The organism is Plantibacter sp. Mn2098, from assembly GCF_049319745.1.
Lineage (GTDB): Bacteria > Actinomycetota > Actinomycetes > Actinomycetales > Microbacteriaceae > Plantibacter.
The window spans coordinates 53,497-74,874 of record NZ_JBMOUH010000006.1 but is presented as its reverse complement, the minus strand read 5'-3'; the positions used below and the strand labels follow the sequence as shown (position 1 = coordinate 74,874).

The window sequence follows — 21,378 nt, the reverse complement described above, 5'->3', positions numbered from 1 at the left end:
GAGTGTTGCGGTGATGAGCGTCCGGGGACGCGGTGGTACGACTTGGACGGTGTTGCGTCGCTGCGGGGCGACTCATCGACTCCGTTTCGCGCGCGACGCGAACCGCTGCTGCAGGAGCACGGCGGCGACGATGATGACGCCCTTCGCGATGGCCTGGACCGATGTAGAGAGGTTGTTCTGGGTGAACACGTTGGTGAGGGTCGCGAAGATGAGCACACCGAGGACGGTGCCCATGATCGTTCCGCGACCACCGATGAGGAGGGTTCCGCCGACGACGACGGCGGCGATCGCGTCGAGCTCCATCAGTCCGCCGTGGGTGGAGGTGCCTGCCGTGGTGCGGCCGAGCATCATCATGCCGGCGACACCGGCGAGGAGACCGGAGAGGACGTACACGTAGACGAGGTGGCGCTTGACCTTGATGCCGGCCAGTCGGGCCGCTTCGAGGTTGCCGCCGATCGCGACCGTGCGGCGACCGAAGGTCGTGCGGTTGAGCAGGAACCATCCGCCGATGATCACGATGATGAAGATCCAGATGAGCACCGGGATGCCGAGGAAGTCGCCGCGGAAGAAGGTCAGGAAGCCCTTGACGTTGACGATCTGGGTCGTGCGGTTGGCGAGGACCTCTGCCAGTCCTCTCGCGCCGACGAGCATCGCGAGGGTCGCCATAAACGCCACGACGTTGCCGTAGGCGATCACGATGCCGTTGATGAGGCCGGCTCCGGCGCCGACGGCGATCGCCAGGATCACCATGACCACCCAGCTGGTCGAGTTCGCGAGCTGCTGGGCCCACGCCATCGTCGCGACGACGGAGGAGAGGCCGAGCACGGAGCCCACTGAGAGGTCGATGCCGCCAGCCGTGATCACGAAGGTCATACCGATGCTGACCACACCGATGATGGAGGCGTACCTGACGATCGTGAGGACGTTGTCGAAGCTCGCGAAGCGATCGCCGGCGGTGATGGTTCCGACGAGGAAGAGCACGGCCAGAGCGACGATGAGGCCGATGCTGCGCGCGGCGGATCCGCTGAAGACGCGGCTGAAGATGCTGCCGGAGCCTCCGCCGGCGTCTTTGCCGGAGTGGGGCTGGATGGGGCCGCCGTTGGGGTCGAGTGCGACCTGTCCGGTCACTGTCGTCTGCTCGCTCACGCGGCACTCACTTTCTCGAGGATGGTTCGGGCTGGAAATCGGGTGGAGGTGTGTGGGGTGTTGGAGTGTGCCGGCGTGCCGTTCGGCATCGTGCTGCAGGTGCCGGTGCGTCCCTGGACGGACGGTGCGCTACTCATGCCGCGCTGCCCTGCATCACGAGGTCGAGCACACGGTGCTCGTCGATGTCGCTCGCCGGCGCCTGGTGGACGACGCGGCCCTCGGCGATCACGAGCACACGATCGGAGAGTCCGAGGACCTCTTCGATCTCGCTCGAGATCACGAGGACGGCCGTGCCTGCTTCGGCGAGTTTGCGGATGAGGGCGTAGATCTCGGCTCTCGCGCCGACGTCGACGCCACGGGTCGGCTCGTCGAGCAGCAGCACCCGGGTGCCGTGCACGAGCCATCTGGCGAGGAGGATCTTCTGCTGGTTGCCGCCGGACAGCGTCCTGGCAGCCCGATCCGGGTCAGCGGGTCGCAGCTCGAGCGATTCGAGCTCCGCACGCGAGACGGCGCGTTCGCTGCGCTCGTTCAGCAGACCGAACTTCGCCCATCTGGCGAACGATGCGAGGGTGACGTTGCGGTACACGGGCTCGTCGAGGATGAGGCCCTGGCTCTTGCGCTCCTCGGGGGAGAGCCCCATGCCGGCGTGGACGCCGGCCCGGACGGAGCCTGCCGGCAGGACCTTGCCATCGACGCTGACCGTGCCTGAGGTCGCCTTCCGGGCGCCGTAGAGGGTCTCCATGATCTCGGACCGACCGGAGCCGACGAGTCCGGCCAGACCGACGATCTCGCCGGCCTTGATGTCGAAGGTCACGTCCTGGAACACCGTCCCGAGGGAGAGCCCGTCGACGGACAGGAGCACCGGCGCGTCGGCCGGGATCGGAGCGGCGACCGGGAACACGTTCGTCACGGCCCGGCCGGTCATGAGTTTGATGAGGTCGGCTGTCGGCGTGTCGCTCACCGGCAGGTTGTTGGCCACGCTCTGGCCGTCCTTGATGACGGAGATGCGGTCGCCGATCTGACGGATCTCTTCGAGGCGGTGCGAGATGTAGATCACGGCGATGCCCGATGCGGTGAGTTCGTGGACGACGCGGAACAGGTTCTTGACCTCTTCGGAGTCGAGCACGGCGCTCGGCTCGTCCATCACGATCAGTTTCGTGTTGTGGGACAGCGCCCGAGCCATGCTGACGATCTGCTTGTTCGCGGCGGAGAGCGTCGCGACCTCGCGGCCGGGGGAGATGTCCCCGTGCCCGAGGCGCGTCATGATCTCCTTGGCGCGCTTGTTCGTGGTGCGGCGGTTGGTGACGCCGGCTGTCGCGTACTCGTGTCCGAGGAAGATGTTCTCGGCGACGGTGAGCCCGTCGACGACGTCGAGTTCCTGGTACATCGTCGCGATGCCGAGGCCGAGGGCCGCGATCGGGTCGGTGATGGAGATCGTCTCGCCCTGCCAGACGATCTCGCCGCCGTCCGGCTGGTGCACGCCGGAAAGCGTCTTGATGAGGGTCGACTTCCCGGCGCCGTTCTGGCCGAGCACGCAGTGCACTTCGCCAGGGACGATGTCGAGGTCGACGCCCTTGAGGGCCTGGACTCCGGCGAAGCTCTTGGTGAGGCCGCGCACCGAAAGGAGCGGAGCCAGGTCCGACGGGGGTCGGGATGCTGATGGCTGGGACGCCCCAGCGGCATGGTCCACGTTGATCATGAGAGGCAAGCTAACAGAATTGTTGCGGCTATGCACGCAATTCGGTCCATGAAACTCAAATGCGTGTTTCAGATGCGTACTCTCGCGTCTTTCCGGGGTTTGTTTCGTCGCAACACGTTTGTTGCAGGCGAGGCGTCGGTGATCTGATTGTGACAAATCCGGCAAAAAACAATCCGACACGTGCGGCGAAAGTCTGTTATGTTGCATCAAACGTCAATGTGGACTTTCGTCGAGTAGACGGGCACACCCGGCCCGGATGCTCGCCAATGCACCTCCCGTTGGCGAGCCCGAACTGCACTCACACTGCACTCAAGTTGCATGCGGCTCACGCCGCACGCACAACCCAAGGAGGAACACATGCTCGCATCACGCACGCTGCGTCGCCGCTTGCTCATCGCATCCGGCGCATCTCTCGCCGTGATCGGACTCATGACGTCGTGTACGGCTGGAACGCCGGAATCGACGACCGCCGCTGTCGACACCGCAGCGGAGAACGCCAAGACCGGCGAAACCATCAAGATCGGCTTCTCCGGCCCGGCCGCCGACCACGGCTGGCTCGGCGCCATCAACACGGCGGCGATCGCCGAGGCAAAGAAGTTCAGCGACGTCGACCTCGTCATCGCGGAGGGCACCAACGACGCGAACCTCCAGATCAGCCAGGTCGAGACCTTCATCAACGACAAGGTGGACGCCATCGTGCTGCTGCCGACCGACGGTGCTGCGCTGACCGATGTCGCCATCAAGGCCATGCAGGCCGGCATCCCCGTGATCAACGTCGACCGGGAGTTCTCCAGCACCTTCGCCGCACGCACCACGATCCTCGGTGACAACTACGGCATGGGCGTCAGCGCCGGCACCTACATCTGCGAGCAGCTCGACGGCAAGAAGGACGCCGTCGTCGCCGAGATCGCCGGCATCGACAGCCTGCCGCTCACGCAGGAGCGCAGCGAAGGCTTCAAGGACGCGCTGAGCGACTGCGGCCTGAAGGTCAACAACCGCGTCGCAGCCGACTTCACCGTGCAGGGCGGCGAGGCTGCAGCATCGCAGCTCCTCGCAGCAGCACCGAAGATCGACGCGATCTGGAACCACGACGACGACCAGGGCGTCGGCGTCCTCGCGGCGATCGACACCGCCGGTCGCGACGAGTTCTTTATGGTGGGCGGCGCAGGTTCTGCCAACGTGATGCGCGCCATCGAGGCCGGCGACTCGGTCCTCAAGGCGACGGTCATCTACCCGTCCACGCAGGCTGCCGACGGCATCGCACTCGCCCGCCTCATCGTGCAGGGCAAGGGCATGAGCGACCTCGTCGAGTCGAGCGTCCCGCGCAAGGTGCAGCTGTACGCACCCGTCGTGACGAAGGACAACGTGGCGGTCTACCTGCCGAGCGCGTTCGAGTCCTAGGCCGAAACGGCGCCGGAACGGCAGCATCGCAGTACCGCACCACGTCCGGCGGGTGTCGTCCTCTCCTGAGGGCGGCGCCCGCCGGGCGGCACCACCGAGCATCGCTCAGCGCCGCCGAGCACCGCTCAACAACATCGAGCACCACCAGTGCCACCGTACGACCAAGCACCGCACCACACCGTGACAGAAAGAGAGCACACCCGTGACCGGAACCGCCCCCGCATCCACACTGCGAGTCGCGATGATCGGCGTCGGCTTTATGGGGGCAGCGCACTCCCAGGGCTGGCGCGTCGCCCCTCGATTCTTCGATCTCGGGGCGACACCCGAGATGGCGGTGCTCGTCGGACGGAACGCGGAGCGCACACAGGCCGCGGCCGACCAGTGGGGCTGGGCCGAGACGTCCGTCGATTGGCGTGAGGTCATCGCCCGTGACGACATCGACGTCGTCGACATCGTCACCCCGGGCGACTCGCACGCCGAGATCGCCATCGCAGCCCTCGCAGCCGGCAAGCACGTCCTGTGCGAGAAGCCGCTTGCGAACACCGTCGAGGAAGCGGAGGCGATGGCCGCAGCAGCCGAGAGCGCTGCAGCCCGCGGGGTCCTCGCGATGGTCGGCTTCACCTACCGCCGTGTCCCGGCAGCGACCCTGGCACGCGACCTCGTCGCCGCCGGTCGCATCGGCGAGATCCGCCAGGTGCGCGCCTCCTACCTGCAGGACTGGCTCATGGACGCCGACGCCCCCATGAGCTGGCGCCTCGACAAGCAACTCGCCGGCTCGGGCGCACTCGGCGACATCGGCGCCCACGCCGTCGACCTCGCACAGTTCATCGCGGGCAGACGCCTCGTCTCCGTCTCCGGCGTCCTCGAGACGATCGTGCGCGATCGTCCGCTCGTCGCCGACGGACGGGGGCTCTCCGCATCATCCGCCGGTGCGACGGACGCAGCGGGAGACGAAGCCGCCTCCGCGCGCGGCACGGTCACCGTCGACGACCTCGCCCTGTTCACCGGCCGCTTCGACGACGGGGTCCTCGGCTCCTTCGAAGCGACGAGGTTCAGCACGGGACGCAAAAACGCCCTCCGCATCGAGATCGCAGGCTCAGCGGGCGCGATCTCCTTCGACCTCGAACAGTTGAACTCGCTGCAGTTCTACGACGCCACCGCTCCGGCAGGCGAACAGGGGTTCACCACGATCCTCGTCACCGAACCAGAGCACCCCTACATCTCCGCCTGGTGGCCGGCCGGTCACATGCTCGGCTACGAGCACGGCTTCTCGCACCAGGCGCGCGACTTCGTCGAGGCGATCGTCGCCGGCGTGCAGCCGCATCCGTCCTTCGCAGACGGCTTGCAGGTCCAGCAGGTGCTCGACGCCGTCGAGACGAGCTCGGACAACGGCAGCGCCTGGACCGCGATCGGCGCCTGAGCGCGTCGCGCCCGGCCCGACCCCAGATCACCCACCCACGTCAGATCACGCACCAACTCCCGACCACAAGGAGCAGAACACCATGGCACGACCGATCACCCTGTTCACCGGCCAGTGGGCCGACCTGCCGTTCGAAGAGGTCTGCGCGCTCGCAGCCGGCTGGGGCTACGACGGCCTCGAGATCGCCTGCTGGGGCGACCACCTCGATCCCTGGCGCTGGGACGACGACGAGTACGTCCAGGGCAAGCTCGACACCCTTGAACGCCACGGGCTGAAGGTCTACACGATCTCCAACCACCTCAAGGGCCAGGCCGTGTGCGACGACCCCATCGATCAGCGCCACCAGGACATCCTGCCGGACGTCGTGTGGGGAGACGGCGACCCGGAGGGCGTGCGTCAACGTGCTGCGGAGGAGATGAAGCACACCGCCAGACTCGCCGCGAAGCTGGGCGTCAAGACCGTCGTCGGCTTCACCGGATCGAGCATCTGGAAGTACGTCGCGATGTTCCCGCCCGTCAGCCAGGAGGCCATCGACGCCGGGTACCAGGACTTCGCGGACCGGTGGAACCCGATCCTCGACGTGTTCGACGAGGTCGGCGTGCGGTTCGCGCACGAGGTGCACCCGTCGGAGATCGCCTACGACTATTGGACGACCATCCGCACCCTCGACGCGATCGGGCACCGCCCGGCGTTCGGCCTCAACTGGGACCCGAGCCACTTCGTCTGGCAGGAGCTCGACCCGGTGGCGTTCATCCTCGAGTTCGGCGACCTCATCTACCACGTCGACTGCAAGGACGTGAAGATGAACACCGGAAACGGCCGCAACGGCCGCCTCGGGTCGCACCTCGCCTGGGCCGACCTGCGTCGCGGTTGGGACTTCGTCTCAACGGGCCACGGCGACGTCCCGTGGGAGAAGAGCTTCCGGGCGCTCAACGCCATCGGCTACGACGGTCCCATCTCAGTGGAGTGGGAGGACGCCGGCATGGACCGGCTCGTCGGGGCGCCAGAGGCTCTCGCCTTTGTGAAGAGTCTCGCCTTCGACGCGCCGACGGCGGCCTTCGACTCGGCGTTCAGCACCCGCTGAGTCGTCTCTGACCGGGTGTCGCGATCGTTCTGTGTGTGCGGATCGCGACACCCGCATCCGGCGTGCGCGGAACCGGCGGGAACACCCGCCGACGCCAGCGCGCGCCGATGAATCGCACGGGGAGGGAAGACCATGGATGAACGAGCCGTAGACCGGTCCGCGCTCTTCGGATCGGCGCTGTTCGGTGCGACGAGCGCCGCGACGACCAACGACCACACCAGGCGCACCAACCTCTCACTCGTGCTCTCCCTCGTCCACCACAGAGGGGTGCTGACGAGGGCGGAACTCGCCAGGGCGACGGGGCTCAACCGGTCCACCGTCGGGACGCTCATCGCCCAGCTCGGAGAACTCGGCCTGGTGTACGAGACGGCGCCGGGGTCGAGCGCGACGGTCGGACGTCCGAGCCCGCACGTCCACGCAGATCCTGCGACCGCGGCGCTCGCCGTGAACCCGGAGGTCGACGCCGTGACGATCGGTCTCGTCGGCCTCGGCGGCAAGGTCATCAAGCGCATCAGGTACGAGACGCAGCATCGGCCCACCGTCCAGGAGGTCGTCAACATCGCGGCAGCGGTCATCGCGGGGATGCGGGACGAACTCGACGCGTCGTACCGCATCGTCGGCATCGGTGTCGCGGTCCCAGGTCTCGTGCGGGCGGAGGACGGCATGGTCACCTATGCGCCGCACCTCGGCTGGACGGAGGAGCCCGTCGCGGCGATGCTGTCCGCGGCGACCGGATATCCGGTGCACGCCTCGAACGACGCCTCGCTCGGCGCCGGCGGCGAGATCATCTTCGGCGCAGGCCGCGGCACCCTCGACCTCGTGTACCTGAACGGCGGGGCGAGCGGCATCGGCGGCGGCATCATCAGCGGCGGCAGCCTGCGGACCGGTTCGAGCGGATATGCCGGTGAACTCGGTCACACACTCGTGAACTCCGAGGGGGCGCAGTGCCACTGCGGGGCGGTCGGCTGCCTGGAGACCGAGGTCAGCCGGAAGCGGCTGCTCGCGGTGCTCGGTCGTGCGGCACCCGGTCAGGCGGCGCTCGACGATGCGGCGCCCGATCATGCGGTGCACGAGCACGGAGCGGGAAGCGATCCAGCACCCATCGGCGACAACGAACAGCTCGAACAGGCGCTCGCGGCGTCGAACGACCCAGCCGTGCTGGCGGAGGTCGAACGACAGCTCGACTGTCTCGCCGTGACGCTGCGGGGCATCGTCAACGTCTTCAACCCGGAGCGCATCGTCCTCGGCGGCTTCCTCGGCACACTGTTCTCCATCGCCGGAGAACGTCTCAGCGCGCTCGTCCTGACGGAGTCGATGGACGGCCCGGCCGACGGCGTGACGATCCTGCGCGCCCAGCTGGGATCGGACCTGCTGATGATCGGCGCCGCGGAGCTCGCCTTCTCCGGCGTGCTCGCCGACCCAGCGGGCCACGGCGGCTGGCACGGCGCCTGGCACGGGGCGACGCAGGGATCAGTACACGGATCTCCTCACGGATCAACGCAGGGACCGGCGCCGGTATCACCGCACACGACTACCGAGATCGGCCGCGACGCGGGCCAATCAGAGGGTGCGCGGGCATCGCCGCTGTAACATGCTGTGATCCCACCCGGTCGCCTCTGCTGGAACGCTCGCAGCACCGCCGGCGGAGGTGGTGAATGAGAAGGGATACGGGATGCCAGAATCCGGCGTCGCAACCTCCGGCCGCGTGCCGTCCGCGGACGTTGCGAACCCCGCCGCGGCGACCCCGCCCATCGCCGTCGTCGGCACGAAGGGCAACAACCTCGACGACGTGCGCCGCAACAACCTCGCGGCCGTGCTCGGCCTCGTGCACACGGGCGGCGCCGTGTCCCGCGCGCAGCTGACGAGAGAGACCGGACTGAACCGGTCGACCGTCGGCGCGCTCGTCGCGGAACTCGTAAACCTGAGGCTCGTCGACGAAGCAGAGCCGACGACCACGAAGCAGGTCGGCCGCCCGTCGCCCGTCATCATGCCGAGCACGCGGACGGTGGCGCTCGCCGTCAACCCGGAACTCGACGCCGTGACGATCGGCCTGGTGGGCCTCGGCGGTCGCATCATCAAACGCATCCGCTACGACACCATCCGCATCCCGTCGGTCGAAGAGGTCGTCAACATCGTCTCCGCGGTCGTGGCCGGAATGCGGGACGAACTCGATGCGCACTACGACACCGTCGGCATCGGGCTCGCCGTCCCCGGACTGGTGCGCGCTGGCGATGGCGTCGTGACGTTGACGCCGCACCTCGGCTGGCGGAACGAACCGCTCTCCCAGATGCTGCAGGACGCGATCGGGCTGCCGGTGTTCGCGGCGAACGACGCATCGGTCGGGGTCGTCGCCGAGCGCATCTTCGGAGCCGGGCGCGGGGTCGAGGACCTCGTGTACCTCAACGGCGGGGCGAGCGGCATCGGCGGCGGCATCGTCAGCGACGGCCGGCTGCTGCGCGGCGTCAACGGCTACGCGGGGGAGCTCGGGCACACCCTCGTGAACAGCGCGGGCGTCGTGTGCCACTGCGGCGCCACCGGCTGCCTCGAGACCGAGGTGCGACGCGAGCCCCTGCTCCAAGCACTCGGACTGGATCCGACCGAGGGCGATCAGCTCGAGGGCGCGCTGCTCGCCGCATACGCCGATCCCGACCGGGTGGCCCCGGAGATCGCAGCGGTGGTGGACCGTCAGCTCGCGTACCTCGGGGTGGCGCTGCGCAACATCGTGAACGTCTTCAACCCGAAGCTCGTGATCCTCGGCGGGTTCCTCGGCGCCCTGTCGGAGATCGCGCCGGAGCGCATCGAACACGCTGTTGCGACATCGGCCATGATGGGTCCTCGTGACGACGTGTCGACCGTCCGTGCCGCACTCGGACGGGATCTGTTGATCGTCGGCGCAGCAGAACTCGCGTTCGCGCCGATCCTCGCGGATCCGGCCTCCGTCGAGCGGGTGCTCGCGGGCTGACCCGGCGCCGCGCTGCGCCGCGGACTACGTCGCCGGGACGACCACGACCTCGATGCCCTGCGCGCGCATCTCGTCGAGGGCTGTCTGCGGTGCCGAGTCGTCGGTGACGAGCACGTCGATCGCCGAGAGCTCGCACACGACGGCCATCGCCGATCTGGAGAACTTGGCGCCCTCGGCGACGGCGATGACCCGTCTGGCCGCACCGATCATCGCCTGCTTCGCGGCGGCGTCCTGCAGGTCGTATGCCATGATGCCGTCCGCGGTGGACAGTCCGCAGCAGGTGAGGACCGCGGTGTCGAAGCGCAGCGAACGCAGCGATGCCTCCGCCAGCGGGCCGACGATCGATCCCTCGTCCGGGCGGACGGTTCCGCCGGGCAGGATGAGTGTGACCGTGGTGCTGCCGGCGAGGTTCGTGATGGCCTGCACGGAGAACGGCATCACGGTGAGGCGGCGACTCGCCAGTTCCTTGGCGACGGCGGTTCCCGTGGTGCCGCTGTCGATCGTCACGGCCTCGCCGTCCGCGACGAGTGCGCCGACCGCTGCCGCCATACGCTCCTTCACGGCGCTCGCGTCGAGTCCGCGCATCGCGAACGGGAGTCCTTCTCCGCGCATCATGAGGTTCACGGCGCCGCCGCGGACCCGGCGGAGGACGCCGACCTGCGCGAGCTGATCCAGGTCGCGCCTGATGGTGACCTCGGAGGTGTTCAGTTCCAGCGCGAGCGCCGCCACGTCGACGCGTCCGTCCTGGTTCAGGCGATCGAGGATCTGTTCGTGACGAGTGGTTCCGCTCATGGAATAAACATACATTGGAAATGTTCAAATGAACGTACTTCGTGCATGTTTCGTGTATCTTCGTTGAGATCGATCACGACTCGATCGAGCGCGACCGCACGGCGAACACCTTCCGAACCTCGAACACAGCACCGGAGAACCCCACATGACCACCACCGCCCTCCCCGGCGTCACACCCCGTCTCCGACGCGCCCGCTTCGGCGTCTTCGGGATCTTCTTCGTCGTCGGGTTCCTGATGGCCATCTGGCTGGTCAACATCCCGGCCATCCAGGAGCAGACGGGCGTCTCGCACGCGATGCTCGGCGGACTCATCCTGCTGCTCGGCCTCGGATCGTTCATCGCCATGCAGATCACCGGCGTCATCATCGACAAGCTCGGCAGCCGCTTCGCCACGATGGCGGGAGTCGCACTGATGATCGTCGCTGTGAACCTCCCAGGGCTCGCGACGGACGCCGTGACCCTCGGCATCGCCCTGTTCGTCTTCGGTCTCGGCAACGGTGCTGCCGACGTCGCGATGAATCACCAGGCGGTCGTCGTCGAGCGCGAGTACCCGCGCCCGATCATGTCGGCGTTCCATGCGTTCTTCTCCTTCGGCGGAGCGGCCGGCGCCCTGCTCGGTGCGCTCGCCCAGTCGATCGGGCTCGACCTGCACTGGTCGCTGCTCGGTGCGGCGGGGATCGGTGCCGTGCTCGCGCTGTTCTGCGCGTCCATGCTCCTGTCCACGAGCGACGAACGGGCGTTCGAGGAGCGGAAGGCGGAGCTCGATGCTGCTGCCGCCCTGGAGGCGACGGTCGACGCGGGCGCTCCCGCGCGTCAGATCAACATCAAGCGTCGGGTGTTCGCCCTCGCAACGCTCGCCTTCCTCTTGATGCTCTCCGAGGGCGTCGCGAGCGACTGGAGTGCGCTGCAGGCCGTCGAGCACCTTGCCCAGCCGGAGGCTGCGGCATCGCTCGCCTACGGCACCTTCGCCATCATGATGACGATCGGCCGGTTGTGCGCCGACCGGGTCTCGCACGCGTTCGGGCCGGTCAACGTGGTCAGGTACGGTTCGGCGATCGCGGCCCTCGGCATGCTCGTGGTGGTCCTGTCGCCCGTGTTCGGGCTGACGCTCGTCGGGTGGGCCCTGTTCGGCATCGGCATCTCCGGCATCGTCCCGCAGATCTTCACGGCGGCCGGCAATCTCGACGCAGCGAGCTCAGGGGTGACCCTGTCGCGCGTCGTCGGCGTCGGGTACATCGGCATCCTGGCCGGGCCGGCGGTGATCGGCTTCCTCGGCGGGGTGATCGGGCTCACGATGGCGTTCATCCTGCCGATCGCGTTCTGCGTGCTCGGTGTGATCCTCGCGCCGATCGTGTCCTCCACGAAGCGTCGCTGAACTCCGACCCGGACGGCCGTCCGCGTGCGAGTCGGTTACGCGGAGCGGTTCTCGTGCAGGCGCAGGCCGACCGAGGTGGTGATGGGCTCGCGCTGACCGCCCGAGTGGACGATGTCGGTCCCGTCGACCGTGAGCTGGCTGGCGTAGTGGCGCAACGCATCGGTCACGACGCCCAGGCGGCTCCCGAGATCGAACCATTCGGCGTCGACGATGGGTTCAGGCACGACCTCCGCGAACGGCACCCCGAGCGCCGCGCATGCCGCGAGTGTCGCGTCGTGCATCCGGACGTGGTCGGGGTGTCCGTAGCCGCCGCCGTCGTCGTAACTGACGACGAGGCTCGGCTGCAGCAGATCGATCAGGTGCGAGAGGTCGCCGACGACCTCGTCGAGCGGTGCTGCGACGAGTGCGTCGTCATCGATGTCGTCGGCCGGTCCGGCGAGTCCGGGACGGACCCACCGCATTCCGGAGTCCCGATAGTTCCGCGACTCGAGGCCCGCAGCTCTCGCGGGTGATTCCCCGAGCCAGAAGCGTTGCGCGACGCCGAGCGTCGTCGTCGCGCGATCGAGTTCACGTTCGCGTTCGTGTGCGAGTTCCTCCGTGCCGACGAGCGCCGACAGCGGCCCGGGCACGACCTCGCCCCGTTCGCCCCTGCTCGCCGTGACGAGGACGACGGTGCTGCCTCGCGCGATCAGTTCCGCGATGAGCGCACCGGTCGAGATCGTCTCGTCGTCGGGGTGCGCGTGGACGAACAGCACCGTCCCCGGATGGTGCAGCGACACGATGCCGCTCACCTGGCGCAGTCCGCCGGGGCGGTGGCGTCGTGGGCGGAGTCTGCAGCCGTGGGGGTCTCAGCGCGATCCGCGTCCGCGAGTGCCGCGCGGTACACCGTGACCAGCCCAGCGGCGGAGCGTTCCCAGTCGAGCGCTTCTGCCCGCGTCCGTGCGGCGGCTCCGAGCCGGTCGGCGAACGGCCGGTCGGACAGGACGCGTGTGACGGCTTCCGCCCAGACGGCAGGATCACGCGAGTCGAGCACGATGCCCGTGACACCGTCGACGACGGCCTCTCGGAGCCCTCCGGACGCCGCGGCGATCACGGGAACCCCGGAGGCCGCCGCTTCCAGCGCGACGAGCCCGTAGGTCTCCGAGTGCGACGGCACGAGCACGATGCGCGCGCCGCGGAGGAGCCCGGCGAGTCCTGCTCTGGACTGCGGACCGACGAATCGGACCTCGCGTTCGATGCCGTCTGCTGCTGCGAGGCGTTCGAGCTCGGCGATGTACTCGTCGTAGTCCGCCGAGACGTCGCCGGCGACGACCAGTTCGGGTCGGAGACCCTCCGGAACGGCTGCGACGGCTTCGATCGCGAGGTCGAACCCCTTGAGCGGTTGCAGGCGGCCCGCGACGATCGCGTATCCGGCGTCGGTTGCGGGTGATCCGGCGGCCCCGTCCGCACCTGCGCTCGGGTGGAAGAGCGCACCGTCCACCCCTGGCGGGACCACGGCGATCCGATCCGGCGAGCCGCCGAGCCTCGTGACGACCGTCTCGGCTTCCGCCTCGCTGATCGCCACAACGACGTCGGAGTGCTGCGCGAGCCAGGCCTCACCCGCGAGGCGCCCTGCGGACTCCGGTCGTTCGCCCTCCGACAGCGGTGTGCGTTCGTCTGCCGCGATGCTGTGGAAGCTCTGCACATGCGGGATGCGGCGTTCTCGTGCGATCGGCAACGCGGCCATTCCGGAGAACCAGTGGTGCGAGTGGATGAGGTCCCACGGTCCGAGCGCCCGCAGGCCGTCCTCGAACTCGGCGATGAACCCTTCGTGGTCGCCCTTCGGCACCGGCCGTGCCGGGCCTGCCGTGATGAACCGGAGGGTCACCCCGTCGGCCAGCTCGACCTGCTCCGGCTGGTCGGGGGAGGATCGTCGGGTGATGAGGTCGACCGTGTGACCGGCCGCAGCCATCGCGTCCGCCTGGTGACGCACGACCACGTTCATCCCGCCGGCGTCGCCCGATCCCGGTTCGTCGCCCGGGGAGGTGTGGAGGGAGACCATCGCGATGCGGAGGGGTTCCGATGCTGGCAGTTGGGTGGTCGACTCGTGAGGCACATCCCGAGCTTAACGGGCCGTGAACCCCCGCGCCCGTCCAGGAGTGCCCGTGAGACCTGTTTCGCACCCATAATTGGTGCTTGGTGCAGCGGCGCGGCGATGCGCAGCACAGCACAGCACAGCACCGCACGGCGCGGCGCGGCAAGCACACAGAGGGGTGAGCGTGGAGAGAGCTACGACGACGGCGTCGACCAGGACGGTGACGGTCGACGGCACACACCCGGCCCGCACGCTCCTGCACCTGCTCGGGCGGTACAAGGGCAAGCTCATCCCGGCCGTCCTCGTCTTCGCGGTGAAGGACAGCCCGTTGTGGCTCATGCCGATCCTGACCTCGGCGATCATCGACGTCGTGGTCGCGGGCGGACCGCTCGGCAAGCTGTGGCTGTACGCGAGCATCGCGGTTGTTGTGCTGGTGCAGAACTACCCGTCGCATGTGTTGTGGACGCGTCTCTACAGCGGGTCGACGAGGCACCTCGGCGCTGATCTCCGCAACTCGCTCGCCGCCCGCCTGCAGAGCCTGTCGATCGGGTTCCACTCGCGGGCGAGCGCATCGATCATCCAGACCAAGGTGGTCCGCGACGTCGAGAACGTCGAGCTGATGCTGCAGCAGGCCGGTGCGCCCGCGCTGTCCGCGGTGTTCGTGCTGATCGGTGCGATCACGACCACGGCGATCCTCGTCCCGCAGTTCATCGTGGTGTTCGCGCTGACCGTGCCCATCGCGGTCGGCCTGTTCGCGATGGTGCGGCTGCGGGCCAACCGCCGCAACGAGCTCTTCCGCCTCGAGGTCGAGCAGTTCTCGGCGCGCGTCGGCGAGATGGCGACGCTGATGCCGATCACGAGAGCGCACGGGCTGGAAGGCGTCGCGCAGTCGCGAGTCGCGAACGCCGCGGAGGGTGTGCGGAGCGCCGGTTTCACCCTCGACATGCTCAACGGCCGGTTCGGGTCTGCGACGTGGGTCGTGATGCAGGTGCTCGCCTTCGGGACCCTCATCGTCGCCGCGGTGTTCTCGCTCACCGGTTTCATCCCGATCACGGCTGGCGAGGTCGTCCTCGTGAGCACCTACTTCACGATCCTCACCGGCGGCATCACGAGTCTGCTGATGCTCGTGCCCATCATGAGCAAGGGTATGGAGTCGATCAAGTCGATCGGCGAGGTGATGCAGGAGCCCGACCTCGAACACAACGCGGGCAAACGCCGGGTGGACCGGGTGAACGGCGCCGTCGAGCTGCGCGATGTCGGCTACCGCTTCGAGCGGGGCGCCCCGCCGGCGCTCGACGGCATCGATCTGGCGATCGCGCCGGGGGAGACCGTGGCCTTCGTCGGTCCGTCCGGCTCAGGGAAGTCCACGCTCCTGAACCTCGTGCTCGGCTTCCTCCGGCCGACGAGCGGGCACATCCTGCTCGACGGCGTCGACATGGAATCCATCGACCTCCGCAGCTTCCGGTCCTCCGTATCCGTCGTGCCGCAGGAGTCCGTGCTGTTCGAGGGGACCATCCGCGACAACGTGACCTACGGTCTCGACGACGTCTCGGACGATCGGGTGATCGAGGCGTTGCGGGATGCGAACGCCCTGGAGATCGTCGATGCGATGCCAGAGGGCTGGCACACGATCGTCGGCGAGCGCGGTGCGCGGCTGTCCGGCGGGCAACGACAGCGGTTGGCCATCGCGAGGGCGCTCGTGCGCGATCCGCGGATCCTGCTGCTCGATGAGGCAACGTCGGCGCTCGACGCGCAGTCGGAGTCGCAGGTGCGGGAGGCGCTCGCCCGGCTGATGCGGGATCGGACGACGCTCGTCGTCGCGCACCGGCTGTCGACCATCCGCTCGGCTGATCGCATCGTGGTCGTCGATGCCGGTCGGATCGTGGAGATCGGGTCCCACGACGAGTTGCTCGCAGCCGACGGCCGGTACGCCGCGCTGCATCGCGCCCAGGCGCTCTGAGCCGTAACTGGCACTCACGTATTTCTGAAACTGCCGACGGTGCGATTCGGCGCGCCAAAAGATCGTACTGGAGTATGAGGTAATCAGGCTGGCGGCTCGCGACACTGGAAATATGAGTCGATCAGATGAGCTTCCAATCGTTGCTTCCGCTGCCACCGCGGCCACCGCCGTTCCTCGCGCGGCCGATCTCGCCGGCGCTCCTCGCGCGGCCGCATCACGGGGCGATGTGCTCATCACCGTCGTCACGCTCGCACTCTGGGCGGGGCTCATCGCTGCCGCCGTCGCGGGCCTCGTTGCTGCGACCGGAACGTCCAACTGGCTCGCGATGATCGTGATCGTCCTGGTCGGCGCGCTCATCGGCACACTCTGGCTCGGCGGTTTCAGGACCATCGGGATCCTCGCCGCCTATCCGTTCGTCGCCCGCCGGGAGCGCGCCGCCCGGGCGGCGCGTGAGATCGACGCCGAAGCTCTGGCGGTCGCCTCCGTCTCCGCAGAGCGCCCCCGCCGGCAGGCACACGTCGCGCTGCTCTACTGCACGGCGAACGACTTCGACGCTGGGGCGCTCACCGCCTCGATGCGTCAGACCCACCCGGGTGTCAGCACCGTCATCCTCGACGATTCGAGCGACGCCGCGGTCAGGCGGGAGATCGACGCGTTCGCCCGTGCGACCGGCGCCCAGGTCGTGCGGAGGGTGGAGCGCACCGGCTACAAGGCCGGCAACCTCAACCACTTCTTCGCAACGCGGCCCGGATACGACGCGTACGTGATCCTCGACAGCGACGAGGTGATCCAGCCTGATTTCGTCGAGCGTTCGCTCGCCCGTCTTGCCGAGGAATCCAAGACCCGTGCCGTCGGCGTCGTCCAGGGCCGTCACCTGGCCAACCGCGGGCGTTCGCGGTTCGCGGACGAGTTCGGCCAGATGTTCGAGACGCACGTCCGGGTCACCCAGCTCGTCCGCGCCAGGCACGGATTCTCGTTCTTCATGGGGCGCGGCGCCCTCATCACCGCGGAGTGCGTCGAGGCCGTCGGCGGGTTCCCCGAGATGGTGATGGAGGACCTCGCGTTCAGCCTCGAGGTGCAGCGCGCCGGGTTCGACATCGTCTACGCACCGGAACTCGTCAGCGCCGAGGACTACCCGGTCGACTACCACGCGTTCAAGAAGCAGCACGGGAAGTTCGTCGAGGGCGCCACCGAGTTCGTCGGACGGTACTCGTCGACGATCCTCCGCTCGGAGCTGAGCGCTGTGAAGAAGATCGACCTCCTGCTCGAGACCGTCATGGCTCCGGCCGGTGCCGCGTTCGCCCTCGTGTTGTTCCTCGCCGGCCTGCTTCCGCTCGGCCCGGACGGCGGAGCGGTTCTGCCGTCCTGGATGGGTGCGACGCTTGCGATCTGCGGTGTTGCGCCGCTCCTCGGCGAGGTCCTCCGCCGGATCGGTACCGGTCGACCCGTTGCCGCCATCGTCTTCCTGGGTCGCGCGCTCGCACTCTTCGCCTCGGTGCTGTGGGTCACGATCCGCTCGAGCGCCCGTGTCGCCTTCGGCGCCAGAGCCGTCTTCGCGGTGACCCCGAAGCGACGGAGCGCGAAGGGATGGCGGGCCACCGCGGCGATCGAGGCCGGCGTCGCCGTGGTCGCCATCGCCCTCGCGTTGCTGCTCGTCCAGTCGTTCGCCCCAGCTGTTGTCTTCGTCGGGTGTGCGGGCGCCGCGTGGTACCTCACTGCGTTCAGCGGGCGAGACCGATCGGTCGGGGCGTTCACGAGCGTCGACGAACTGGTCGGAACCCGACCCATCGCCTCACCGGTGGCGCTCCAGGCGGTCTGAGTCGTGCTGACGTGCACAAGCCCGCTCGCCCATGCGATCGGCTCGCTGTCGATGCTCGTCGTCTCACGCCTCCTGCCTCACGCCTCCTGCCTCTGTGCAACCGACGCCCACCGAACAAAGGATCAGCGCAATGAACCAGAGCAACCTGCCCGACGATGCAGAACATGCCGGCGTTCCCGACTTCCCGGACCTCTCTGAACTCCCGGACCTCCCGGACCGTGTCGACGGCCGCCCGACGGTGACAGTGGTGATCCCGGCGTTCAACGAGGCACGGATCATCGCCAGGTGCCTTGCCGCACTCGCGAGGACCGAGGATCCCGCGGACGAGATCATCGTGGTGGACAACTGCAGCTCGGACGCCACCGCGAGCATCGCCGCGCGGTTCCCAGGGGTGCGTGTGGTCCTGGAACCCCGGAGCGGGGTGACGTATGCCAGGACGACCGGGTTCGACGAGGCCCGTGGTGACATCATCGCCCGCATCGACGCCGACACGGTCGTTGCACGCTGCTGGACGAAGCGGATCCGCGCCGTCTTCCAGCGGAGGTCCTCGATCGATGCGGTCGGCGGTGGGGCGAGCATCGCCGAGCTCTCGCCCGGGCGGCTGCTCTGGGGGTGCTGGTGGTATCGCGGATTCCGCTGGTGGCACGAGCGCAGCATCGGGGTCTATCCGATGGTGTACGGATTCAACGGCGCCATGCGCCGGTCGGCCTGGCACTCGGCGCGCAGACTGATCGCGATGGGGGACCAGGACGTGAGCGAGGACGTCGATCTCACGATCGCGCTGCTGCGGACCGGTCACCACATCGCGTACGTCCCGCAGCTCCGGGTGAAGGCGCGACTGTTCCGGTCGATCGACCGTGAGAAGCTGTCGCGGTACTACCGCACCGATTCTCAGACGCTCACGCGTCACGGCTACGGCAATCGTGCGCGCTGGGTCGACGATGTCTGAGGGCGCCCCCGCCGGCGGCCGGTCGGCCGGCCCGGTGCCGTGGTACCGGAGCATCAGGGTGTGGATCAGCGTGGTCACCTTCGGTCTTGTGGCGGCGCTCATCGGTGCATCGTGGGACCACATCGTGGACGCGTTCCACAGCCTCGCTCGTGTGGACGTGTGGATCCTGCTGCTCCTCGTCCCCGCCCAGCTGCTGAGCTACTGGGTGACGGAGGAGACGATGTTCTCCTTCCTCCGCGCGCGCGGCGAACTTCGTGGGGTGCGCCCGCTCACGGCGATGCGCATGTCGCTGGAGTTCAACTTCTCGAACCACATGCTGCCATCGGCCGGCGCGGCCGGCATCGCCTACACCGCCTGGAAACTCGGCAGTTTCGGCGTCGCCCCAGCTCGGGCGTCCGTCGCACAGCTCGCTCGATTCGCGGTGACCTTCGTCTCCTTCAGCCTGCTGCTGGCCGGTGTGACGGTCTCGCTCGTGCTGGAGGGGCAGGGCAACCCGCAAGTGCTCGGCGCCGCGGCACTCGTGGGTGTCCTCGCCGTCGTCTGCACGGGCGTCGGTCTCGTCGTGTTCCGGCGCAGACGCCTCCTGCACCGGATCGCAGGCGTGGTGACGATGCTCGCGAATCGCGCGCTTCGCATCGTGCGGTCGCCGAGACGGTTGGCGAGTGCTCCGATCGTCAGGTTCTTCGACGGGCTGTACCTCGAAGTCGGAGCGCTCGTTGAACGCCCGCAGACGCTCGTCCGACCGTTCCTCTGGTCGGTGTGGTGAATCTCGCGGACGCGTCGCTCTTCTTCATCGCGCTCTGGGCGTTCGGTGTGGTGCCCGATCCTCGTCTGGTGTTCGTGGCCTACGGCCTGGCGACGCTCGCGAGCATCGTCGTCGTCACGCCGAACGGGCTCGGCGCCTACGAGGTCGCCATGATCGCGGTCCTCATGTCCGGCGGGCTCCCGGAGGGCACAACGATCGCCGCCGTCGTCCTGGCCAGGGTGGTGCTCCTACTCGGGACCATCGGATTCGGGTGGGGCTTCTACCAGCAGAGCGTGCTGCGCTCTGGCGCGCCGCCGATCCGGTCCGAGCGGGTTCGCTCATGAGGCCTGCCCGATGAGGCCTGCCCGATGAGGATCGGTCGGCCGGAATCGGCCGGCGCCGTCGGCTCGTGCCCGCCGTTCAGTCCGTTCGGGCGACCTCGGACCGGATGACCTCGGCGAGGTCACGAGGTCGGCTCCACATGGGCCAATGGCCCGTCGGGAGGTCGATGACGTCGAGGCGTTCGAGGTTCGCGACCTCCGCGAACATGCTGTGGCCAGCTTTCGCGAGCTCGAGCACCTGCGCGCTCGGGATCGAGCAGCACACCAGTGTGGTGCGGACCGTGCGACGGGCGTCGTTCGTGAGTTCGACCGGCTGCCGGAGCACCGGAGCGGGCTCGGGGACGGCTCGTGCGCGGAATCGTTCGAGCACAGCTGTGCTCAGCCCTTCGAGACTCGCCTGCTGCGCGAGGACGTCGAACGGCGGCAGCGGGAGCTCCGTTACCGCCTCCGGGATGTCCGGCGCGAAGACACTTCCGTCGGCGACCGGCCCGGAGTCGACCCACACCACGCGATGCACGAGCTCCGGATGGCGGTCGAGGACGAGGCTCACGGGCGCGTTCGCCCCGCTGTGCGCGACGATCGTCGTGGGCTGATCGCCGGAGGCCTCCAGCCGGGTGATCGCGTCGAGGATGGCGTCGGCCTGGTCGTCGAGGGTCCTCGTTGCACGATCGGGATCGTCGCCGTCGAGGCCGGGCAGTGTGATCGCGACTGCGCCGGCGTGCTCGGTCCGCAGATGCCCAAGGACGTCCTCCCACGCCCAGGCGCCCAGCCAGTGGCCGGGGATGAGGATGATGGTCGGGCTGCTCGTCTGTGTTGTCATGTCTCCACCTTTGTGGGTCCCACGGGCAGGTGTGTGTCACTATTTATGACATGAATTTGCCACAATGGCCCGGGGAGGCGCAGCGATGAAGCGAGCTGAACGGCTCCACGCCCTGACCGAGATGCTGCGTCGCAACGGATCGCGAGGGTGCACGGCCGACCGGTTGGCGAGCGAGTTCGACGTGTCGGTGCGAACCGTGAAACGAGACCTCGAAGCGCTCGCGCGAAGCGGTGCGCCCGTCTGGTCGCGCCCGGGCCCGGGCGGCGGTTACGGATTGGCCGTCGCCGCCTCTCTGCCGCCCATCAGCCTCTCGCCGGCGCAGGCCGTTGCGCTGATGGCCGCCGTGTCGGCGGCCCCGGACGCCCCGTACTCCGATCTCGCCGCTGCCGGCGTGGGGAAGATCCTGGACGTCCTCGATCCCGGAACCAGAGGACGGGCCGACGAGCTGGCGCATCGTGTGTGGGTCGATGTGCCGCCAACCTCGTCCCGCGCTGTCAGGTCGGCGCTGGAGGAGGCGATGGCCGAGCAACGAGTGGTCCGCCTCCGCTACACGGCGAGCGACGGCAGCACGACCACCCGCGATGTCGAACCGGTGCTGTTCGCCTCGACGAACGGCCGGTGGTATCTCGTCGGATGGTGCCGGCTGCGCGACGCGATGCGCTGGTTCACCGTGTCGCGCATCGAGCGGGCCAATGTGACAGGTGCGGCATGCAGCGGTCACACCGTCGCCGAAGTCGGAGCACCTCCGGCGAACGCGAGACCGGTGCACGGTCGGGACGCGTGAGCCACAC

The 21,378-nt window shown here is 68.4% G+C and carries 18 protein-coding genes; 12 read left to right on the top strand and 6 right to left on the bottom strand.

Annotated features, from left to right (window positions below; all coding sequences use genetic code 11):
* Nucleotides 1-72: 72 nt before the first annotated feature.
* Together ACL9RL_RS10560 and ACL9RL_RS10555 are read right to left on the bottom strand one after the other, a co-directional pair.
* Nucleotides 73-1,146: an ABC transporter permease gene (locus tag ACL9RL_RS10560; RefSeq protein ID WP_422780209.1), complete on the bottom strand. Its 1,074-nt coding sequence runs from the start codon at nucleotides 1,144-1,146 to the stop codon at nucleotides 73-75.
* Between the two features lie 133 nt (nucleotides 1,147-1,279).
* A complete protein-coding gene (locus tag ACL9RL_RS10555) occupies nucleotides 1,280-2,845 on the bottom strand; it encodes a sugar ABC transporter ATP-binding protein (protein ID WP_422780208.1) in 1,566 nt (521 codons plus the stop codon).
* A 357-nt stretch (nucleotides 2,846-3,202) separates the two neighbouring features.
* Between ACL9RL_RS10555 and ACL9RL_RS10550 the strand changes: the two genes are divergently transcribed.
* The 5 genes from ACL9RL_RS10550 to ACL9RL_RS10530 all read left to right on the top strand — a co-directional run bounded on the left by ACL9RL_RS10550 (nucleotide 3,203) and on the right by ACL9RL_RS10530 (nucleotide 9,712).
* A complete protein-coding gene (locus tag ACL9RL_RS10550; RefSeq protein ID WP_422780207.1) occupies nucleotides 3,203-4,246 on the top strand; it encodes a substrate-binding domain-containing protein in 1,044 nt (347 codons plus the stop codon).
* 241 nt (nucleotides 4,247-4,487) lie between these two features.
* Nucleotides 4,488-5,666, top strand: a complete 1,179-nt coding sequence (locus tag ACL9RL_RS10545) for a Gfo/Idh/MocA family protein (protein ID WP_422780402.1) — start codon at nucleotides 4,488-4,490, stop codon at nucleotides 5,664-5,666.
* A gap of 82 nt (nucleotides 5,667-5,748) precedes the next feature.
* Nucleotides 5,749-6,750, top strand: coding sequence for a sugar phosphate isomerase/epimerase family protein (locus tag ACL9RL_RS10540; RefSeq protein ID WP_422780206.1), 1,002 nt, complete (start codon nucleotides 5,749-5,751; stop codon nucleotides 6,748-6,750).
* A gap of 132 nt (nucleotides 6,751-6,882) precedes the next feature.
* A complete protein-coding gene (locus ACL9RL_RS10535; protein ID WP_422780205.1) occupies nucleotides 6,883-8,340 on the top strand; it encodes an ROK family protein in 1,458 nt (485 codons plus the stop codon).
* Nucleotides 8,341-8,422: 82 nt separating this feature from the next.
* The gene (locus ACL9RL_RS10530; RefSeq protein ID WP_422780204.1) at nucleotides 8,423-9,712 is read left to right on the top strand and encodes an ROK family transcriptional regulator; all 1,290 of its coding nucleotides are present in this window, start codon (nucleotides 8,423-8,425) and stop codon (nucleotides 9,710-9,712) included.
* Nucleotides 9,713-9,736: 24 nt separating this feature from the next.
* On the opposite strand, the gene ACL9RL_RS10525 is transcribed toward ACL9RL_RS10530, so the two are convergent.
* Entirely contained in the window at nucleotides 9,737-10,504 is a 768-nt protein-coding gene (locus ACL9RL_RS10525) for a DeoR/GlpR family DNA-binding transcription regulator (RefSeq protein WP_422780203.1), read from the bottom strand.
* Between the two features lie 145 nt (nucleotides 10,505-10,649).
* Between ACL9RL_RS10525 and ACL9RL_RS10520 the strand changes: the two genes are divergently transcribed.
* A complete protein-coding gene (locus tag ACL9RL_RS10520) occupies nucleotides 10,650-11,879 on the top strand; it encodes an MFS transporter (RefSeq protein ID WP_422780202.1) in 1,230 nt (409 codons plus the stop codon).
* A 35-nt stretch (nucleotides 11,880-11,914) separates the two neighbouring features.
* On the opposite strand, the gene ACL9RL_RS10515 is transcribed toward ACL9RL_RS10520, so the two are convergent.
* The gene (locus tag ACL9RL_RS10515) at nucleotides 11,915-12,670 is read right to left on the bottom strand and encodes a PIG-L family deacetylase (protein ID WP_422780201.1); all 756 of its coding nucleotides are present in this window, start codon (nucleotides 12,668-12,670) and stop codon (nucleotides 11,915-11,917) included.
* Complete coding sequence (locus tag ACL9RL_RS10510) at nucleotides 12,667-13,974, bottom strand: glycosyltransferase (RefSeq protein ID WP_422780200.1); 1,308 nt, start codon at nucleotides 13,972-13,974, stop codon at nucleotides 12,667-12,669. The genes ACL9RL_RS10515 and ACL9RL_RS10510 overlap by 4 nt, the downstream gene beginning before the upstream one ends.
* 163 nt (nucleotides 13,975-14,137) lie before the next feature.
* Between ACL9RL_RS10510 and ACL9RL_RS10505 the strand changes: the two genes are divergently transcribed.
* The 5 genes from ACL9RL_RS10505 to ACL9RL_RS10485 all read left to right on the top strand — a co-directional run bounded on the left by ACL9RL_RS10505 (nucleotide 14,138) and on the right by ACL9RL_RS10485 (nucleotide 19,770).
* Entirely contained in the window at nucleotides 14,138-15,913 is a 1,776-nt protein-coding gene (locus ACL9RL_RS10505) for an ABC transporter ATP-binding protein (RefSeq protein WP_422780199.1), read from the top strand.
* A 112-nt stretch (nucleotides 15,914-16,025) separates the two neighbouring features.
* Nucleotides 16,026-17,732, top strand: a complete 1,707-nt coding sequence (locus ACL9RL_RS10500) for a glycosyltransferase (RefSeq protein WP_422780198.1) — start codon at nucleotides 16,026-16,028, stop codon at nucleotides 17,730-17,732.
* Nucleotides 17,733-17,862: 130 nt separating this feature from the next.
* A complete protein-coding gene (locus ACL9RL_RS10495; RefSeq protein WP_422780197.1) occupies nucleotides 17,863-18,681 on the top strand; it encodes a glycosyltransferase in 819 nt (272 codons plus the stop codon).
* Entirely contained in the window at nucleotides 18,674-19,447 is a 774-nt protein-coding gene (locus tag ACL9RL_RS10490) for a hypothetical protein (RefSeq protein ID WP_422780196.1), read from the top strand. Before ACL9RL_RS10495 ends, ACL9RL_RS10490 begins: the two co-directional genes overlap by 8 nt.
* Nucleotides 19,444-19,770, top strand: coding sequence for a lysylphosphatidylglycerol synthase domain-containing protein (locus ACL9RL_RS10485; RefSeq protein ID WP_422780195.1), 327 nt, complete (start codon nucleotides 19,444-19,446; stop codon nucleotides 19,768-19,770). The genes ACL9RL_RS10490 and ACL9RL_RS10485 overlap by 4 nt, the downstream gene beginning before the upstream one ends.
* Before the next feature lie 76 nt (nucleotides 19,771-19,846).
* On the opposite strand, the gene ACL9RL_RS10480 is transcribed toward ACL9RL_RS10485, so the two are convergent.
* Nucleotides 19,847-20,587, bottom strand: a complete 741-nt coding sequence (locus ACL9RL_RS10480) for an alpha/beta fold hydrolase (protein ID WP_422780194.1) — start codon at nucleotides 20,585-20,587, stop codon at nucleotides 19,847-19,849.
* 85 nt (nucleotides 20,588-20,672) lie between these two features.
* Here ACL9RL_RS10480 and ACL9RL_RS10475 point away from each other — a divergent pair, with 85 nt between their 5' ends.
* Nucleotides 20,673-21,371: a helix-turn-helix transcriptional regulator gene (locus ACL9RL_RS10475; RefSeq protein WP_422780193.1), complete on the top strand. Its 699-nt coding sequence runs from the start codon at nucleotides 20,673-20,675 to the stop codon at nucleotides 21,369-21,371.
* Nucleotides 21,372-21,378: the final 7 nt, after the last annotated feature.

Bases quoted from the DNA above. Each gene is read 5' to 3' on its own strand.
- ACL9RL_RS10555 (WP_422780208.1), bottom strand. From the start codon at position 2,845: ATGATCAACGTGGACCATGCCGCTGGGGCGTCCCAGCCATCAGCATCC.
- ACL9RL_RS10550 (WP_422780207.1), top strand. From the start codon at position 3,203: ATGCTCGCATCACGCACGCTGCGTCGCCGCTTGCTCATCGCATCCGGC.
- ACL9RL_RS10545 (WP_422780402.1), top strand. From the start codon at position 4,488: ATGATCGGCGTCGGCTTTATGGGGGCAGCGCACTCCCAGGGCTGGCGC.
- ACL9RL_RS10540 (WP_422780206.1), top strand. From the start codon at position 5,749: ATGGCACGACCGATCACCCTGTTCACCGGCCAGTGGGCCGACCTGCCG.
- ACL9RL_RS10535 (WP_422780205.1), top strand. From the start codon at position 6,883: ATGGATGAACGAGCCGTAGACCGGTCCGCGCTCTTCGGATCGGCGCTG.
- ACL9RL_RS10530 (WP_422780204.1), top strand. From the start codon at position 8,423: ATGCCAGAATCCGGCGTCGCAACCTCCGGCCGCGTGCCGTCCGCGGAC.
- ACL9RL_RS10525 (WP_422780203.1), bottom strand. From the start codon at position 10,504: ATGAGCGGAACCACTCGTCACGAACAGATCCTCGATCGCCTGAACCAG.
- ACL9RL_RS10520 (WP_422780202.1), top strand. From the start codon at position 10,650: ATGACCACCACCGCCCTCCCCGGCGTCACACCCCGTCTCCGACGCGCC.
- ACL9RL_RS10500 (WP_422780198.1), top strand. From the start codon at position 16,026: ATGAGTCGATCAGATGAGCTTCCAATCGTTGCTTCCGCTGCCACCGCG.
- ACL9RL_RS10495 (WP_422780197.1), top strand. From the start codon at position 17,863: ATGAACCAGAGCAACCTGCCCGACGATGCAGAACATGCCGGCGTTCCC.
- ACL9RL_RS10490 (WP_422780196.1), top strand. From the start codon at position 18,674: ATGTCTGAGGGCGCCCCCGCCGGCGGCCGGTCGGCCGGCCCGGTGCCG.
- ACL9RL_RS10480 (WP_422780194.1), bottom strand. From the start codon at position 20,587: ATGACAACACAGACGAGCAGCCCGACCATCATCCTCATCCCCGGCCAC.
- ACL9RL_RS10475 (WP_422780193.1), top strand. From the start codon at position 20,673: ATGAAGCGAGCTGAACGGCTCCACGCCCTGACCGAGATGCTGCGTCGC.